We start from the raw sequence: 16,868 nt of genomic DNA, 5'->3' as shown, positions 1-16,868 counted from the left end.
ATCTGATCTGCAGAATAATCTTGCAAAGATATTATCTCCATGCTGAACCCGGTGCTTGTTCTCAAGCACCCTAAAACATGATTAGCTCGACAAATCATAATTGTTTCAATTCGAGAATCTTATCTAAATATTCCGATTTTCGGGATAATTTGAATCAATTTTTCCAATTTTATGGGAGAAATATGGCCTACTGATCGCTGTCAATATTTAATATAGATATCTTGACTTTCATAAATAAATCTGTCCCCTTTGCCTTAGTCTGTACATGAGATAAATCAAACAACGCCAGTCCCCAAGTTGCTTTTTACCAAAACTCCAATAAGTCAGCCTAACCTCAATTTTACACAGGAATAAACTGTTACCTGAGTTTATGGTAGATCTATTGAATTGCTCAGGTGTCGCTGTTGATATTCTTGCATATCGCGTAATAGTTTGCCCCGATCCTCCCAGGCTTCCGTTGGCAGGCCGGCGTAAAGGGATGAAAGAAAAATCTCAATGGATCTACTGCTTTTTTTTAGCCTCCTTATGATGGTCAGTGCATCAGTTATTTTATTTTCACCTGCTTCGCGTAATGTTAGTAACTTAGACGCTAGAGAAGAAGGATCGTTGTCTGGCCAACCTGTCTGGGCAAGTTTGACCAAGATTGCAGCTGCCTTGATCCTGTTTGCTTCAAAAGAACAATGGGAAAAAACCAAGTCGGGATGACGAGGTCTATAGCCGGAAAGACAAAAATTAGCGAGGAGCGGCAATAGGTCTATATGGTTAGGATGTTGGACCACAAGGGATTCCAGCTCCGACACTGTTTCCATAGAGTTTTCAAGATAGAATTTTTTGCCACCAAGTTCAGTGAGAATTTCAATAGCCTCATGTCTATTCCAGAAGTCAGGAGGAAAAGCCTTAAAAAGGTGAATAGATAGCCTCTTGTCTTTGATGTCCTCCGACAAGCACTTGAGGTCGGCTATTACGTCCTCGCTGATTTTAATATCGATATCACCAGCAATGCCTATGAGAAAAAAAATGCTGTGCGCAAGAGTCGATCTGGCTTTACCAATTGGGAGCGATTTCCATTGAATATGTAAGCCGTTTATATCATCTGCTATTTTTGGATCGTGAGTGGAGGACATACCATAATGTTCAAACGGAAAACCGATTTCTCCAACACGCAAGTCAAAAGGAAGATCGTTTTGAGGTATGTATGCCAGATCTGAAGAAGTCAGTCCCTTTGTCCTCCACCGCTCCTCTGCTTGTGACCAAACATCGCCATCCCCCAGCTCACCATTACGTGCAGCATTTGCGAAATGGTCAAATGCTCCAGCACTCCATGCAGCAGTTACGCAAGTCCCAAGAGGCCAAGCTAAGTGTCCAGAAATTTGACATATACTTTCTGTTTTTTCTTTATTCAACGCCAGCTTAGATAATAAATGAGACAATAACTCTTTAGACTGGTTGTCTTTAAAAATTTCTGCTTCTCGCAACCATTCCCAACTCCAGTGTGCATTTGGAATCCTACTGTTTACCAGTGAGTACTCAGATCTTATGTTATCTATAACGCTTATCCGGAAAGAATTACTCACCCCATCAACTTTGGCCTCAATTCTCTCATCGAATCTATCATGGTCAGCAAATATAAATAAACGATCAAGGTCGGTGGGTATCTTGTGCAGTAACTGTTTTTCCAATTCAGAAAACCTTTGCTTAAAAACCATACCGGCTGGGAGACTAAAAATAATTCCCTGCCAATGTGATGACAACCAATCGCTCACCTCTACACCACTGGCCGCCTTAATAATCGCTATAGCCTCCTTTGCTTTCTGCGGCCAATATCGCTCAGCCAGTGTCTTTGCCCAAACGATATCTTGGGCAATCATTTGCAGCAATAGTTGCCAAGCGCCCATACAATATTTCGACTGACTTTTGGAGATCAACCGTTCAATATCCTTCTGGAACATTTCTTCGTGTTCAGATCGATATTGCCTCGCCAATCTCAACAGGGCCTGGCAAGGCGGTAGTTCGAGCAAGCGAAATGCGAGGCGTAGATAGAGTTTTATCTGGGCTGGTTGGTTTGCCACTGCACCGTCTTCAAGGATATCCAGGGCAAGATGAGACCCAGCCAGGGTGGCTTTTTCCAATTCTCCACCTCCGAGTACGCTATCACCTTCATTGAGTTCACAGCAAAGTGCATGGAGGCTGTCACGCATGTGCTGTTTGTCGTGAAAACATCGCCCAGCAGCGAACATGAACACATTACGCCAGTGGGCAGCATGGGCGATAGCTCTCAAGCGCTTACGTACCAACTCATCGCTGCCATTCATCAACCACTGGGCAGCCATGAATTCTTGTAGCGAGCGGATTTCGAAACCTATTGCATCTTCACGCGGAGCAACCAGAAAAACCAAACGCTCCAAGGCCGCATCGATTATTTCATCTCTCAAACAATCTAGTCTTTCTCCAGTGTGTCCCTCCTCAGCAAGCCGTTGCTCGACTAGTTCGCCGAACTGACTCCTTGTCAACAGAGCATCGGTGCCACCACTGTATTCTGAGTTCTTTTGCAAACACAGGCCAACTTTCTGGTGAATGGCATCTATGTCCGCCTGATAAGTATTCAGTAGTTTGGCGGCAGGAATTTCACGTTCCTTTTCGCGTCGATTAATAACCTGATAATACTCGTTAAACAGGCGCCATCGCTCTTTGGGTGGCTCGCCAAGAGTTTCTACCAACAAGGTCATGATCGTAACCTGGAGCGGACTGCACATCAGTCGGGCGGTTGCATCTTCATCACTTGCCCGTCTGAGTCGTTCCAGTAAACGATGTGTCTTTTCTTGATCCTCTCCCCACCGCTGATCAATAAGTCGCTCAGCATAGTGCAGAGCGCGTGGAATATTTAGAGATACAAGTTTGCGATGGTAATAGTAACGAGGAGAAAAATCGTCGTTATAACCTTGAGGACGACTGGTTGTGATCAATAACAAATCCGCATTGCACTGTTGGGCATCTACCAAAAAATCCTGTATAGCTTCAAGAACCTGAGAACGATTAGAGGATGCAGGCACTTCGTCCAGGCCATCTAGGGCCAATAACAAGGGGTAGGTAGCCAGCCAATCGCGCAAGTCGTCCGAATTTAGATCACGTTCGCTACGTTGTCGGACCCGCTGCAATAGATAATCAAATAGAGATGCCGCCTCATTGCTTGCCAATGCGGCAGCAAAACGATTCAGTTCCACTCGTATAGGGAATCGAGCCAAGCGTGGAATTGCTAGTGATTCAAGTTCGCATTGATATTGTATAAGTTCGCACGTGTCATGAGCATCTCGAAGCAGGATGTTAGGCTTATCTTCTGCCAACAGGGCAACCCGATGCATCTGGCAGAAGAATTGGGTCAAGGTGCTCTTGCCCTGGCCTGGACCACCGATATAGACAACTCGGCCTGGGCTGGGATTCATCGCTAAATGTTCCCTTGTTGCCGCTAACACAGGATTGGACTTTGGATCGAGACGCTGCGCCGAAAGGGAGAGAAGTTCGCTGATTGCGCCAGATTCTTTGTCAACAAAGGGCTCAAACAGGAACTTTTCCTCTATCGCCGACAGTGTTGGGGCAAGATCGTGATTCTGTTCTTCGACAGGCAAGTCGACAAAAACACGCGCAAGAGGAATGCGATCCTGTACGTTATGGCCAGCCTGACCCAAGTTGACGTACTGCTCGGAAAGTAGCTCCTTTTGCACAAAGTTGAGCATCACTTGGCGGAAATCTGGTCGCTTCGGGTTGATTTGTTCCATCACTGCAGCCAACACGTCTCCAGGTGTAATCCAGGCGGTATAAGCTTCGCGCACCGATTTTTGGGTGTCAAGCAGTGTACAAATTTGATCATAATCCCAGAAACGAAAATCTTTCAGACCAAGTCGGGCCTTATAGCTTTCAATCAAGGCAGTAGCTTTATCCTTGCTTCCTGTTTTAGCTACAGGCGTCAGTACTACATTTGTCGCGAACAAGTAGTACTCAGGTTTTCGTAGTTTGCGTTTGGCATCTGTGAATTTTTCCAGGTCTTTCTTCAATTCGGCCAGAGCCCAATCGCAATCTTTTCTTGTATCCAGAGGACGCTGACGAAACTTTGCTTGCACCACACCGTAACCGTTCCAAGGGGCAGTAACGGTTGGAAATGGGATGCGTCCATCAAACGTCGCCTCGCGTCCTCCATCTGGCCCATCTCCAAAGACAACGATGCCGGGTCCTATCACTGAAATTGCCAAGGCTTGTACAAGCTGTTCGAAGGATCGGGTAGAGAGTCTAGAAAAGTCGTAGTCCATATTTTCTGGCCTTATTGGTTTTGATGGTATCAAACCAAATCAATAATTGTGCCTGCAAATGTGAATGGGTGTTTGGATATGTTTTTGTATCGGGTGTCGCCGACTACAAACAACAATAACCAAGTCTTGTTTTGGCTCTTTTGGGGTGGGTGAAAGGTCAAGATATTTCCAATATATCTGAACCATTGCCTTCCACCAATTACAAAATATGACTCAGGAAGTAGATGACGTGGCTGTGATAATAGTAATGTAGTATCACCACTGCGTGGTAGTAATATCCTGTGCGATTACTTATGGTTATAGTGTTACCACCTACTATTTGTTATTACAATTGGTTATTCAAACTAGTTTCACGATTTTGCCTGTCAGACAAGATTACAATCTGGGGGCTCAACCTATCAGATCAAGTCTCGATTTAATCACCCGAACCACGTTTCAAAGCCTCTATTTGTGTGTCTTCCTTTTTCTGCTCCAGGCTGCTTGATCAGTCGGCCAGAGTAGCTTTTCTACCTGCAGTTAAATCTACATCTGTCATCCTCCCATTTTTTCTCTTTCAAAACAGTTTTCAACATAATTTGAAGCATATATTACTGTGATAGAACGTGCTTATTAATTGTTTAAAATCAATAGATTGTGACATCCTAACCTGCAGTGTGCGGGTTGGGAGGTTATAAAAAAAGGAGGTACAAAATGGAAATAACTCTGAGCTCAGAAAAAATTACAGAATTAGCCAGAACCATGATCAGTGTTCAGCTGTCACTCGTTCCAGCATTAAAGGATGGGATAAATACCTATACTGAAAGTAGTTATGCGACTTTAAAATCAGTAATGGAGGTGTGTCGGACGGCACTGCTTTCCCATGGTATATGGATGACTCAGTATCCGGTATCAGTTGAGGCTGGTCATTTGGGATTAGTCACGAAGATAGTGCATGCAGAATCAGGCCAATGGCAGTCATCGTTGATAGAGATGCCTTTACCTAAAAATGATCCTCAGGGATACGGATCTGCCATCACCTATGCAAGACGCTATGGTCTATCAGCATTGATAGGTATTACCACCGAGGACGATGACGCTGAATCCGCAATGCCAAAAGGACAAACAAAAGAACAAGGTTTGCCTCCTTCTGGTGAACAGTCGGAAAAGATGGTGCAGGGTAAAAACCAACAGGAGGCAGACAACATAATTAAAACACAACAGTTACCTCGTTTAGATGGTGTCAAATACAGAACCCAGAAAGATCAAAATGGGAAAGAGCGTGTTGTTGCCATGGGTAAGACTCATGCGAAAAAAGAGTTTCTGAAAACCTTTGGATTCAAATGGGATAATAAGGACAAGGTCTGGTGGAGGTATGCTAATGCAGCTTAAAACAAAACAACAGGGGTTACTCGAATTTCTGACGGTTGGAATGTTAGCCCATGGCAGGCAGGATACCCTTGATCAGTTGGGTGATCGCAGTCAGTACATAGGAATGTCTGATATTGGTAAAGCTTTGGAATGTCTTCGTTCGGCGGTTGCTGATAAATCAGGCATCATTGAAAATATTCAACCTCAGGCCATCTCTGGTCTGAGTCATGAAAAAATCAAACAGGTTTTGATAAAGCAGATCACACTGCAGCGGGGACACTGGCAGGAGTATGGTATTCAAAAAGCCATTACCTCTACTCGTGCCCATTGTATCCCTCAACTGGAGATCAGTATGGACTACCGGGGCGTTCCTCTTAAAGCTCATCTGGATTTTACCATCGTACGGGATCGTCCACATCCTGCCGTGCGGATTCTGGAACTGAAAAGCAATGAGCATATACCAGATAACCTCTATGCGTCGTATGAGGCTCAAATATATGGACAAACTGGTTTGCTCCATCATTGCTGGAATCGCCCGTGTTTTAGTGTGCCTCCCACAGGTCATTTTGAAGGCATTGTCAATGCGACATTTCCTGAGGTTGCTCAATCTATGTTTGATATTCAACTGCCGGACAATCCAGAAGAGGCTGACATCCAAGCATGGGTGCTGTCTATCTCCATGTCAGATATCAAGCCCTTTGGCCCCTATACACATGATCCATCAATGCTGCAGACCTGTTTTGATAAAGCCGAACAACTGTGGAATGAAAAGACAAAACTCTTATCGGGAGCGATATCGTTAAACGACATCGACCATTGTTTCGGATTTCATCCCTTGTGTGATTTCTGCAGTGTCAATGCCGGTTGCCCGAAGTTTCAAAGTCAGTTTCTGGCAATTGATCCAGACTGCGATGCCGCGCTCAAAGAACTTGCCGATTTAAAGAGCCAAGAATCGACTATCCAAAAGAAGAAAAAGGAGCTCGAACAGCGAGTCAAAAACACCTATCGTGCTATCCAAGGTGATAATACCGGGTGGCTGAACACTTCAGGGTATCGATTTAAGGTTGCAACAATGCCCGGTAGAAAAAGTTTTGACAGGGATGTGCTGCATGAAAAGCTCACCGAGCATATCTGTGATGAGATATCGGTGGATGATGTCTTGGGTGGATGTCAGAAAACAAGTCAACCCTATGAGCGATTGTATGTCAGCCAGGTCAATAGGTAATAACCTGGCGTAGCATAAATATTTATAAATACCAATAGAAAGGCCCAGTCTCCCGTTCAAGGAGACTGGGCCTTTTTTGTTTTAATCTTAAGGAGAAATGCCATGTCAAAAACGATCAGTGAACTTGAAAAGCTACTGCCAAAAGATCTGGATGCCGGACTTGTCTTCAGCGGTTCTGCTTCTGGAAAGAAAATCAAAGGGTATCCCACCCCAAACTCTTTTACACCTGAACTGGACCCAGAGTACCTTTTTCATGAATCGAGTCGGGACGTGATTGTCTGGTTCATGAACAGCTCAGAACCTTTCTATCTGTTTGGCCCTACAGGAAGTGGCAAGAGCAGTTTAATAAAACAACTTGCGGCCAAGCTCAATTATCCAGTGTTTTCCATAACAGGTCATAGCCGATTGGAATTTCCCGATATGGTGGGTCATCTAACCGTGGAAAAAGGAAACATGGCCTTCCAGTACGGACCGCTTGCACTGGCGATGAAATATGGCGGATTGCTGCTTTTGGATGAGATTGATTTACTCGATCCATCAACGGCAGCTGGGTTAAACAATATCCTGGATGGTGGTCCTTTGTGCATATCAGAAAACGAAGGAGAGATTATAAATCCTCATCCGTTGTTCAGGTTCGCCGCTACGGCCAACACGAATGGTGGGTCTGATGAAACAGGTTTATACCATGGAACTCTCCGGCAAAACCTGGCCTTCATGGACCGGTTTTGGCTCTGTGAAATTGATTATCCAACACCAGAATCTGAAGAGAAACTCCTGTCGATCAAGGCTGGGCATCTCCCTGCGGATTTAAGGAAGAAGATGATCGAATTCGCCGGTGAGGTCAGACGCTTTTTTATGGGAGAGTCCAAAGTGGATTTTAATCAAGCCATTGAAGTGACTTTTTCTACTCGTACACTGATTCGATGGGCGGACCTGGTCGTGAGATTCCAACCATTGGCAAACCAAGGTATCCAACCTGTTACCTATGCCCTTGATCGAGCTCTTGGCTATCGGGCGACCAAAGTCACCAGATCGTTTTTACATGAACTTGCGCAGCGAATATTCCCTGTAGAAAACATCTAAAAATGACAAATAGATGAGGAAGCCTAGTACCCATAAGGTCGTCCTTATCCCATAAAATTGAAAGGATAAAACATGCATACAACAACGGACATTACCGTACTCAAAAACCTCATGGTCATAAACCTGGATGTAAACATCTGGTCCGCACGTAAAAAATTGTCACCGGCTGACTTTGGTGGAGTAAACCTGCCCCCGGAAGAGCTGACGTCCCTTGGCAGCAAGAAAATATGCAACCCTGAAGACCTTCGTATCTTCAGCACCTTGAAATCCCGAGCGGTAACTATGCTGGATCATGTCGGCGTAAGGTTCCTGAGCGGATGGGGGATTCCGCAGAGTATGGCCAATCAGGTGGTGAAGGACCTGCAGGTTATTCATGACGAGTTTATGGCTGCAAAAGATACATTCCTGAGCAGCTATGACCAGAGTGTTCTTGATTGGGTAAATCAGCATATGGAATGGAAGGAAATTATCGAAAATTCTGTGGTGAGCGCAGATTATGTGAGCAGTCGTTTGGGTTTTAGATGGCAGCTTTTCCAGCTTGCTCCACCCCAAGAGAAGTTTATCCATGACGGCCTGAAAGATGAAGTCGCAAAACTGGGCTCCACGCTTTACGGAGAGATAGCAAGAACGGCTGAAGACACCTGGAAGAAATGCTATTCAGGAAAGGATCAAGTGTCACAGAAAGCCCTATCCCCGTTACGTTCGATCTATGAAAAATTAAGTGGGTTGAGTTTTGTTGAACCCTGTGCTGCACCTATCTCCAACCTATTGAAAATCGCTTTTGATCAGATTCCGTCTAAAGGATTTATCAAAGGTGCTGACCTGTTAATGATTCAAGGCGTACTGGCTCTCCTGCGTGATCCAGTCTCTCTGATTGAGCATGGAAAAAGCATCATCAAAGGCAGAACACCCGAGAGTGTTTTGCAGCTTCTTGTTCAACCAGATGATACGCAGTGTACTCCTACACCAAAGGTCATAGGCCAATCAGAAACAATTCCTGATAACTATTTTAACCAACCGTCCATCGATAGCTTAGGACTCTGGTGAGGACAACCATTATGACAACCAATATGAACAATAATCGAATAATGCAGTCGTTGCCTTTGGTAGCGGCTGTGCTTGGCAACAAATATGGGGTCCAGGTAACCATAGGTGGATCCAGGGCATTTACAGACGGCAGTACCATCAACTTGCCAAGTTTGCCACTTGACTGTGATGAAACCCTCGTCGGTCTTGCCAGGGGCTACATAGATCATGAATCCGCCCATATAAGAGAGACGAATTTTGTCTCACTGAAAAATGCCCAACTCACCCCTCTGGAAATGCATATTTGGAACTGTATTGAGGATTGGCGGGTAGAAAACAAACTTGCCGGAATATTTCCTGGGTGTCGCGGCAATTTCACCTGGTTGATCCGGCATTTCTTTAGCCCTGAAACCGAGGATCGGGGAGTACCATCGGCAAATCTCATCCCTGAATGGATTTTGCTCACAGTGAGGTCTTGGGATGTGCGTGAAGTAGCTGCGTCTCGTGATAGCATTGGGGCTGTCCTTAAAAAGCGGTATTCGGGGCTGTGTGAGAGGTTATATCCGGTATTGAATGAGGTTCGGACGCAATGCCTTACGACCGATGACAGCATTACTTATGCCAAGAAGATTGTATCCCTTTTGCAAAGTACATCGAAGGAGGGCCGAAATTCTCAACTTCCGAAACAAGAGGGTGGAACAGTAAAGGGAGATGGGAAAGGGGAGGGTGCTATACCTACGCATCCTGAAAGAGACAACGATACTCAAGAGGAGCTGGAGAAACTGTTAAGTGCCGGTGAGCATGATCTGCCAAAAGCGATGGGGGATACCCTTTCTGAACGTTTAGCGCAGTCGTTTGCTAACAGCAAGGGGGCTGTTTCCGAGCTACAAATTGCAACTGTTGGTCATAAGGTCTTCAGACCATTTCCTTTAGAGGAACAAAAGGAAATCAACCGAGCAGAATCGGCTCTTAAGACCAGGTTGCAGAGTACCCTGCAGGCGTCACAGTTGAAGCAGGGGAGGGTTGGCAGAAGAGGACACATACAGGCGAACCGTTTATCCAGAGTTATGACTGGTAATCCCAAGTTGTTCATTCGCCATGAAGAAAAGAAAGCTGTGAATACTGCGATCCACATTCTGATGGATTGTTCCGGTTCCATGCGAAAGCGAATGGAGCTGACCTCTGCATCCTGTTTCGCCCTGGCCAAAGCACTTGGTTCCATTCAAGGCATCAATGTTGGCGTAACGGCATTCCCAGCCAACACCCAAGGGGCAAGCAGTAACCTTGCAGGTGTTTGTCCAGTTGTTGCGCATGGAGATCCCGTTCATCCAGAGTTTTATACCAAAGCATCAGGAGGCACCCCGATGGGCGAGGCGATCTGGTGGGTGTTGCAGAAAATGGTGTTACTTAAAGAAGCCCGGAAAATCGTCCTGGTCCTCACAGACGGTTTTCCGGACTGTAAATCAAATGTGACCGCATCTGTTAAAGCTGGTCAGTCATTAGGAATTGAGTTTTACGGGGTTGGGATTGACTTCAATAGTATTACCACCCTTTTCCCTGGTCACAGTTGTTCGGTTAGAGAGCTTTCAGATCTGGCACCTGCCATGTTTACCTTGATGAAGAATGCACTGATACAGAGCAAAAATTAGGAGAAAGAAATGTTTACAGACAAAACACCATTATGTCCAAAATGTAACGTAATTAATCATGTTGTGTTGATAAATACCACCCAGAAAGTAGGAACGGTAGTTGGCGGCGTTGCTGGCGCGGCATCCGGTTTTGTAGGTGCAGAATCCTTCGCTGTTACCGGTGCGGTTCTAGGATCCTTTGTACCGGTAGTAGGCACGGGACTTGGTGCTATTACAGGAGGTCTTGCGGGAGCTATAGCCGGGTTCTTTGCTGGTGCCACAATCGGAAATAGAGTGGGGCAGCATATTGATACTGAGGTGATTGGAAGGTACCGCTGTAATAAATGTGGTGCTGAGTTTGAGGTTTGATCACTTATCATGCAAAAGCATGAATGTTTTTGGACAGTATTTATTCCTCTTATTGTTTGATTTTGATGACAGTAAATTTTAAAGTATTTCACATCAGTATATGGGTAGGTTTTTTATACGAGATGCAACTATCTGTGCAGTATCAACATGAAGGGTATATTTTGGTGTATATTCCAGTTGTCAAACTGGTTTTATATTTATTATATATAAATATATTGGGATATTGTATTTGCAGTTTGGCTCCGACCTCCGCACCAATGCCAAGAAGCTGTAATTCCTAGATATGATGGGGATTACAGCTTTGTTGTTTGTGGCCACCTTGATATAGACTGTCTTGGTCAATATCACCTCTTTTTCATACATTTCCTCTACAGTACATCTTCAGTAGGGGAGTGTGAAATGCCTAAAATTACGTCAAAGACAGTAAAAACTGCTCAACCTTCATCTTCAGCGTACTTCATTAGAGATAGTGACCTGAAAGGGTTTGCTCTAAGAGTATTTCCTTCAGGAACCTAAAGTACATTGCAGAGGTTTGGCATAACGGGAAATCTCAAAGGAAAACTCTTGGCTGTCATCCGGTGCTGACAACCCAGGATGCAAGAAAACTTGCCGTATCGTTTATCGAGATCTTCCGCCATATCGTCGAGTACGACCGTTACAAGGCCGACTGCGATTTCAATGGAAATTAGGAAATTAGGGACACTCCTTATATTTTCTATACTTTCAAAAATGCCTGAAAGAGAACTCCCCCACGAGCAAAAAATGATGCTTAGGAAAATAATTTCAGGCGGTCAGACCGGCGCCGAACTTGCTAGGCTGGTTGCGATACCCAAAGGTCGGCGGAACCGCGGTGGGGGCGTAGACGGAAAAGTACAACCTGCAGAAAATGGACAAAGGCGACTGCATTATTGACCATCATCTATCTCTATCTGAGAAAAAGGGCTGCAATAAAAGCTCAGTAACATAAATTTTGCACAATAACGGTTGACATGTTATTGTGCAAGAAACCTGTTATTGACAAGGGGGCAGCTTATGCAAGATCTTCCACAAAGGTTTGAAAAATACCTCGCTGAAAACCTCGGGATCGCACCTCGACTCAAACCGTGGGACGAGGAAACCGGTCTGCCATATTTTTTCCGTGATCTCTATAAGCTTTATGAGTGTGAGCTACTGTCACAGCCCTGGCTGGTGATGGCTGTCCGGGATGAAGAAGGAACGACGCCGGCAACCATCCGCAAACACATCAGCCAGTTGCAAAAAAGATGGCAGCATGAGGTCCTCTATCTGTCTCCTGCAATCTCCACCTATAACCGAAAGCGGCTCATCGAGCAGAAGATTGCTTTTGTTGTTCCTGGGAACCAGATGTATTTGCCAAGCCTTGGCATAGACCTGCGGGAATATATTCGGAATCTGCGAACCACCTCCAAGAAAAAGAAATTCAGCCCTTCAACCCAGGTTGTGTTGCTTGCCATGCTTTATGATTGGCCAGGAGATGGAGTAACGCCATCCCTGCTTGCAGAAAGGCTCGGCTACACCTCGATGACCATGACCAGGGCCTTTGACGAAATTGAAACGGCCGGTCTGGCGATTGTGAGTATGGAATGGCGCGAGAGAGTTCTGCGCTTTGAGGAAGACAAGAAAAGCGTATGGGAAAAGTCTCTTAAACAGTTGCGGTCACCGGTCAGCAAACGCTTCAAGGTCGAAGGGATAGAAAGTGTTGATTCGTTTTTCCTTGCCGGTGAATCAGCTCTGGCACGATTTAGTATGTTGGCTGAACCAACTAACCCTGTTGTAGCTGTAAGTAGCGAACGATGGAAAGCAATGCTTCTCGCCGGCGCTGTTACTGTTCTGCCGAATTTCGAACTGGAAGTCACGGAAATCGAAGTCTGGAAGTATCCTCCGGAATTGTTTGCACGCAATGGAAAAGTGGATCCTCTTTCCCTTTATCTGAGCCTTGCCGACACCAAAGACGAGCGTATTGAAATAGCGATCGACGCGCTTATGGAGGAATTTCCATGGTAAGGGGACTTGACAAGTTTAAGGACTATTTCCGGGGCTACGAAAACAATTATGTACTGATTGGCGGTACAGCCAGCACTCTGGCGATGGAACAGGCCGGATTGCAGTTCAGAGCGACGGTCGATCTTGATATAGGGCTCTGCGTCGAGGCTCTTAATGCTGATTTTGTCAGAAGGTTCTGGGAGTTTGTCCGGGCAGGCAATTATCAGAACAGGCAGAAAAGCACTGGAGAGCGACAATTCTATCGATTTTACAGGCCGGAGGATCAATCTTTTCCGGAAATGCTGGAACTTTTTTCCAGAGTGCCCGATGCAATGGCCTTCGAAGGAGAAGGGCATCTCACACCCATACCCATGAATGAAGAGGTATCAAGCCTCTCCGCTATATTACTCGATGATTCGTATTATGCATTCCTCCATGCTGGCAAGAAAGATCTCGATGGTTTGTCAGTGCTTAACCCCGAGTACATCATCCCCTTGAAAGCGCGGGCCTGGTTGGATCTTGCTGCAAGAAGAGCAGAAGGCGAACAGATTGATTCAAGGCACATAAAAAAACATAAATTGGATGTGTTCAGGCTTTATCAGGTGATTCCGGCGGATACCAGAATGGAATTATCAGGTGCAGTTGGTACCGATATGACAACCTTTCTTACTGAAATGGAATCAGAAACGGTCGATTTGAGGCAGTTGGGCTATCGGAGAGGTACTTTGCCGGAAGTACTGGGAGATTTGAGGAACATCTATGGATTGGCAGGTTGAGGTATAAAGACGGCACATTTGTCTGCTTGCTGTCCGTGAAACGGCTGGTGTTAGCCCCCGGGCCAATTGCGTAAGGCATTTCTGTCAGCAAGTTGGCTTTAATAAATTAGATGATCCCGATCTTCTTTTCTTATTAATACAGCTGCATAGTGGAAGAAGCTGGAAATTAGATGCTAGATCTGATCTGTAACCCAGCGTCATACAGGTTATCTGGCTTGAACTAATTGATATTTTAAGGTAAATTGCTTATTATGATCATTTCTGATGTAGGTTTGTTTTGGGGGTATTCTTTGGGGTATGTTGCATAATGTTCGAAGCATATGTTTTGTAAAATAAGCTGGTTATCACATCAGTTTGGTTAAGACCTTCGCACCAATGCCAAGAAGCTGTAACTCACAAGATGTGATGGGTTTACAGCTTTGTTGTTGCTGCTGTTTTACATTTGTTTCCGACCCCCATGCTGTATATTGCCTAAATTCCCGGACTATTGTATCGAGGCAGGTGGCTTGACGCCCAGTTTGGTATAGAGGTCTGCCGGCCGTTTCGTCGTATCGCCAACGTGCAGCAGTTGAGCTGGCACTGCAAAGATTCAATAAGGTCGAACTCGTCCAAAATATCCTGCATTAATCAATGATGGCCCAGAACCGGGATAACATAGAGCAGGATGGCAAAAAAATGCAGACTCGTTCCGGCCAGGACAAAGAGGTGCCAGATCGCATGATTAAAGGGAATGGATTTCTTGATATAAAGGGGTACACCGATGGTGTAGCACAGCCCGCCAGCCAGAAGCAGTATTAAGCCGCCAGGTGCAACAGCTCCTAGCATAGGCTTGATCGCCACCACCATCACCCATCCCATGGAAATATAGAGAGCGATGACAAGGTGCCGCAACCGTGGGGACAGAAAAATTTCAAGGACAATCCCGATAATAGCAAGGCCCCAGATAGTACCGAAGAGTGACCAACCCCATGGACCGCGGAGGTTTACCAGGGTGAACGGAGTATACGTTCCGGCAATTAACAGAAAAATGGCACAATGATCAAGAGTGCGCAGAAGCGGCCTGGCGCTGTGCCATTGGATACTGTGATAGAGGGTTGAAGCCGTATACAGCAGGATCATTGTGCCGCCGAAAATTGAACAGGCAACGATATGCCAAGCGTCGCCATAAAGACTGGCAAAGGCAGTCAGCACACCCAAGCCGGCAATAGCAAAGAGAAGCCCGATGCCGTGGGTGATGCTATTAGCAATTTCTTCGTATAGCGAGTAGCGCAAATTGACGGACTCGATTTGCTTCATCGGTGCACCTGGCCTTTGGGAATAATGAAATAGTTGAAAACTCATAAAATTGCCGCACCACTAAAACAACTCCTGTACTATAAGTCTTTTTCAACGTGAGACATGAAATTTATTGTCGACGGTCTGTTAAATAGAACCTTAGCTTTTCGTATAATCTCCCGTGCTATGTTGACTCGGGACAAGAACCATTTTTCTGTCATGGGCAGAATCACTTCGGGGACCTGCCTCGGTCATTCGTCAGCTACCGCTGCTGCCGGGAGATATGGCCCGGCGACCGAAGGGTATTCCCAATTTTTTCATTCTCTTGCGCAGGGTTGAGGGCTGGATGTTCAGCAGGCGTGCGGCGCCATTCCCACCTTCAACGCGTCCGTGGCACAGGGCCAGGACCCGGCTGATATGCCGGCTCATCACGGTGTCCAGTTCGAGAGGTTCAAAGAGCGTTTTCTCGTCATGACTCGGCCTGATGGCAACAGTCGTTTGCAGTTTGGCATCAAGGTCATTGAAGGAAAGCAGGGAGCCTTTTTTGACAATTAACTCTCGTTCTACGGCATTCTCCAGTTCCCGTACATTGCCGGGCCAGTTGTACTGCATGAGACGTTCCAGGGCACCAGGGGCCAGGACGGGAATCTTTACGGTCTTCATCTCCCGGCATTTTTTCTGAATAAAATGCTGCACAAGAACAGGGATATCCTCCGGCCGCAGACGCAACGGTGGAATAGTTACAGGGAAGACCCGCAGACGGAAGTAGATATCCTCCCTGAATCGGCCTTCAGCCAGCATCAGATCCAGGTTGCGATGCGTGGCGGCAATCACCCGGATATCAACCTGTATGGTCTCGGTGCCGCCGACCCTCTCGATCTCTTTTTCCTGCAGGACGCGGAGCAGGCGGACCTGGGCTTCCAGGGGAAGTTCGCCGATCTCATCCAGAAAGATTGTGCCGCCGTCCGCACGTTCAAACCGCCCCCGCTTTTGCAGAAGAGCGCCGGTAAACGCCCCCTTCTCATGGCCGAACAGCTCGCTATCCATCAAGGTTGACGGGATGGCGCCGCAATTGACCCTGATAAACGGACCATTGGAGCGAAGCGACAGATTGTGAATGGCATTGGCAATCACCTCCTTGCCGACGCCGGTTTCACCCATCAACAGCACCGGACTCTTCAGCGGTGCGACCTGACGGACCATTTCCATGACCCTTTTCAAGCCGAAATCGGCACCGATAACCTCGCTGCCCGACAGGGTGCGCAGCTCATCCTGGAGGTAGCGATTGTCATCGGCGAGGGTGTCGCGCAGGGTCTGCAGTTCGCGGTAGCGCAGACTGTTGGTCAGCGCTATGGCAAAGGGCTTGTTGAGGAGGGAGAGGAGGCGGACATGGTGGCGGTTGAACGTGATGTCCGGTTCACTGAACATTGAAAGCGTGCCGACGAATTTTCCTTCCAGGGCGAGGTCCAGCAGTAATCCCGGCAGATCCTCAATGCCCAATTGACGGACAACCGGGCCTGCCACCGCGTCGTCCCCCGAACGTTCCATCAGCTTTGCCCGGTCGGAACGCTGCTCTTCGACCTGGCGTCGTCCCCGGGCGGAAAGCGGGGTGCGCAGGGACATGGCCCGGGCGCTGTCGACGGTTGCTACGGCGATGGTCTCGACGATGCCGAGTTCGCGGTCGTAGACATGGAAAGCCATGTTCGTGGCAGGCAGGTAGCGGGAGAGGTATTGCATGCAGTGCTGCATGGCGCTTTCAATTTCCAGGCTGCCGCAGATTCGTAAGGTAGCTTCGCGGAAGAATGTGCTCTCGTCAATCGTCATTGTTGGCCTCCCT

General features: G+C 46.6%; 11 protein-coding genes. 8 read left to right on the top strand and 3 right to left on the bottom strand.

Annotated elements, in window-relative coordinates; translation table 11 throughout:
* Positions 1-368: 368 nt before the first annotated feature.
* Positions 369-4,301, bottom strand: coding sequence for an NACHT domain-containing NTPase (locus FCL47_RS16100; protein ID WP_136814550.1), 3,933 nt, complete (start codon positions 4,299-4,301; stop codon positions 369-371).
* A 690-nt stretch (positions 4,302-4,991) separates the two neighbouring features.
* Between FCL47_RS16100 and FCL47_RS16095 the strand changes: the two genes are divergently transcribed.
* The 8 genes from FCL47_RS16095 to FCL47_RS16060 all read left to right on the top strand — a co-directional run bounded on the left by FCL47_RS16095 (position 4,992) and on the right by FCL47_RS16060 (position 13,756).
* Entirely contained in the window at positions 4,992-5,669 is a 678-nt protein-coding gene (locus FCL47_RS16095) for an ERF family protein (protein ID WP_136814549.1), read from the top strand.
* Positions 5,659-6,873 carry a hypothetical protein gene (locus FCL47_RS16090; protein WP_136814548.1) on the top strand — a complete coding sequence of 405 codons (1,215 nt, stop codon included), beginning with the start codon at positions 5,659-5,661 and terminating at the stop codon, positions 6,871-6,873. Before FCL47_RS16095 ends, FCL47_RS16090 begins: the two co-directional genes overlap by 11 nt.
* A 102-nt stretch (positions 6,874-6,975) precedes the next feature.
* Positions 6,976-7,956, top strand: coding sequence for an AAA family ATPase (locus FCL47_RS16085; RefSeq protein WP_136814547.1), 981 nt, complete (start codon positions 6,976-6,978; stop codon positions 7,954-7,956).
* A 111-nt stretch (positions 7,957-8,067) separates the two neighbouring features.
* Positions 8,068-9,003, top strand: a complete 936-nt coding sequence (locus tag FCL47_RS16080; protein ID WP_240744263.1) for a DUF3150 domain-containing protein — start codon at positions 8,068-8,070, stop codon at positions 9,001-9,003.
* An 11-nt stretch (positions 9,004-9,014) separates the two neighbouring features.
* Positions 9,015-10,631, top strand: coding sequence for a VWA domain-containing protein (locus tag FCL47_RS16075; RefSeq protein ID WP_136814545.1), 1,617 nt, complete (start codon positions 9,015-9,017; stop codon positions 10,629-10,631).
* A gap of 9 nt (positions 10,632-10,640) precedes the next feature.
* Positions 10,641-10,979, top strand: coding sequence for a hypothetical protein (locus FCL47_RS16070; protein WP_136814544.1), 339 nt, complete (start codon positions 10,641-10,643; stop codon positions 10,977-10,979).
* A gap of 1,032 nt (positions 10,980-12,011) precedes the next feature.
* Positions 12,012-13,001: a hypothetical protein gene (locus FCL47_RS16065; protein WP_136814543.1), complete on the top strand. Its 990-nt coding sequence runs from the start codon at positions 12,012-12,014 to the stop codon at positions 12,999-13,001.
* The gene (locus FCL47_RS16060; RefSeq protein WP_136814542.1) at positions 12,995-13,756 is read left to right on the top strand and encodes a hypothetical protein; all 762 of its coding nucleotides are present in this window, start codon (positions 12,995-12,997) and stop codon (positions 13,754-13,756) included. Before FCL47_RS16065 ends, FCL47_RS16060 begins: the two co-directional genes overlap by 7 nt.
* Positions 13,757-14,383: 627 nt before the next feature.
* On the opposite strand, the gene FCL47_RS16055 is transcribed toward FCL47_RS16060, so the two are convergent.
* Together FCL47_RS16055 and FCL47_RS16050 are read right to left on the bottom strand one after the other, a co-directional pair.
* Positions 14,384-15,052 (bottom strand): hemolysin III family protein, encoded by a 669-nt coding sequence (locus tag FCL47_RS16055; RefSeq protein WP_136814541.1) that lies wholly within the window; start codon positions 15,050-15,052, stop codon positions 14,384-14,386.
* A 237-nt stretch (positions 15,053-15,289) separates the two neighbouring features.
* A complete protein-coding gene (locus FCL47_RS16050) occupies positions 15,290-16,855 on the bottom strand; it encodes a sigma-54-dependent Fis family transcriptional regulator (RefSeq protein ID WP_136814540.1) in 1,566 nt (521 codons plus the stop codon).
* Positions 16,856-16,868: the final 13 nt, after the last annotated feature.

The sequence above is a fragment of the Desulfopila sp. IMCC35006 genome (assembly GCF_005116645.1).
In the GTDB taxonomy this organism is placed as follows: domain Bacteria; phylum Desulfobacterota; class Desulfobulbia; order Desulfobulbales; family Desulfocapsaceae; genus Desulforhopalus_A.
The sequence above is the reverse complement of the archived record's forward strand: the minus strand, read 5'-3'. Positions and strand labels throughout refer to the sequence as shown.

Bases quoted from the DNA above. Each gene is read 5' to 3' on its own strand.
- FCL47_RS16100 (WP_136814550.1), bottom strand. From the start codon at position 4,301: ATGGACTACGACTTTTCTAGACTCTCTACCCGATCCTTCGAACAGCTT.
- FCL47_RS16095 (WP_136814549.1), top strand. From the start codon at position 4,992: ATGGAAATAACTCTGAGCTCAGAAAAAATTACAGAATTAGCCAGAACC.
- FCL47_RS16090 (WP_136814548.1), top strand. From the start codon at position 5,659: ATGCAGCTTAAAACAAAACAACAGGGGTTACTCGAATTTCTGACGGTT.
- FCL47_RS16085 (WP_136814547.1), top strand. From the start codon at position 6,976: ATGTCAAAAACGATCAGTGAACTTGAAAAGCTACTGCCAAAAGATCTG.
- FCL47_RS16080 (WP_240744263.1), top strand. From the start codon at position 8,068: ATGGTCATAAACCTGGATGTAAACATCTGGTCCGCACGTAAAAAATTG.
- FCL47_RS16075 (WP_136814545.1), top strand. From the start codon at position 9,015: ATGACAACCAATATGAACAATAATCGAATAATGCAGTCGTTGCCTTTG.
- FCL47_RS16070 (WP_136814544.1), top strand. From the start codon at position 10,641: ATGTTTACAGACAAAACACCATTATGTCCAAAATGTAACGTAATTAAT.
- FCL47_RS16065 (WP_136814543.1), top strand. From the start codon at position 12,012: ATGCAAGATCTTCCACAAAGGTTTGAAAAATACCTCGCTGAAAACCTC.
- FCL47_RS16060 (WP_136814542.1), top strand. From the start codon at position 12,995: ATGGTAAGGGGACTTGACAAGTTTAAGGACTATTTCCGGGGCTACGAA.
- FCL47_RS16055 (WP_136814541.1), bottom strand. From the start codon at position 15,052: ATGAAGCAAATCGAGTCCGTCAATTTGCGCTACTCGCTATACGAAGAA.
- FCL47_RS16050 (WP_136814540.1), bottom strand. From the start codon at position 16,855: ATGACGATTGACGAGAGCACATTCTTCCGCGAAGCTACCTTACGAATC.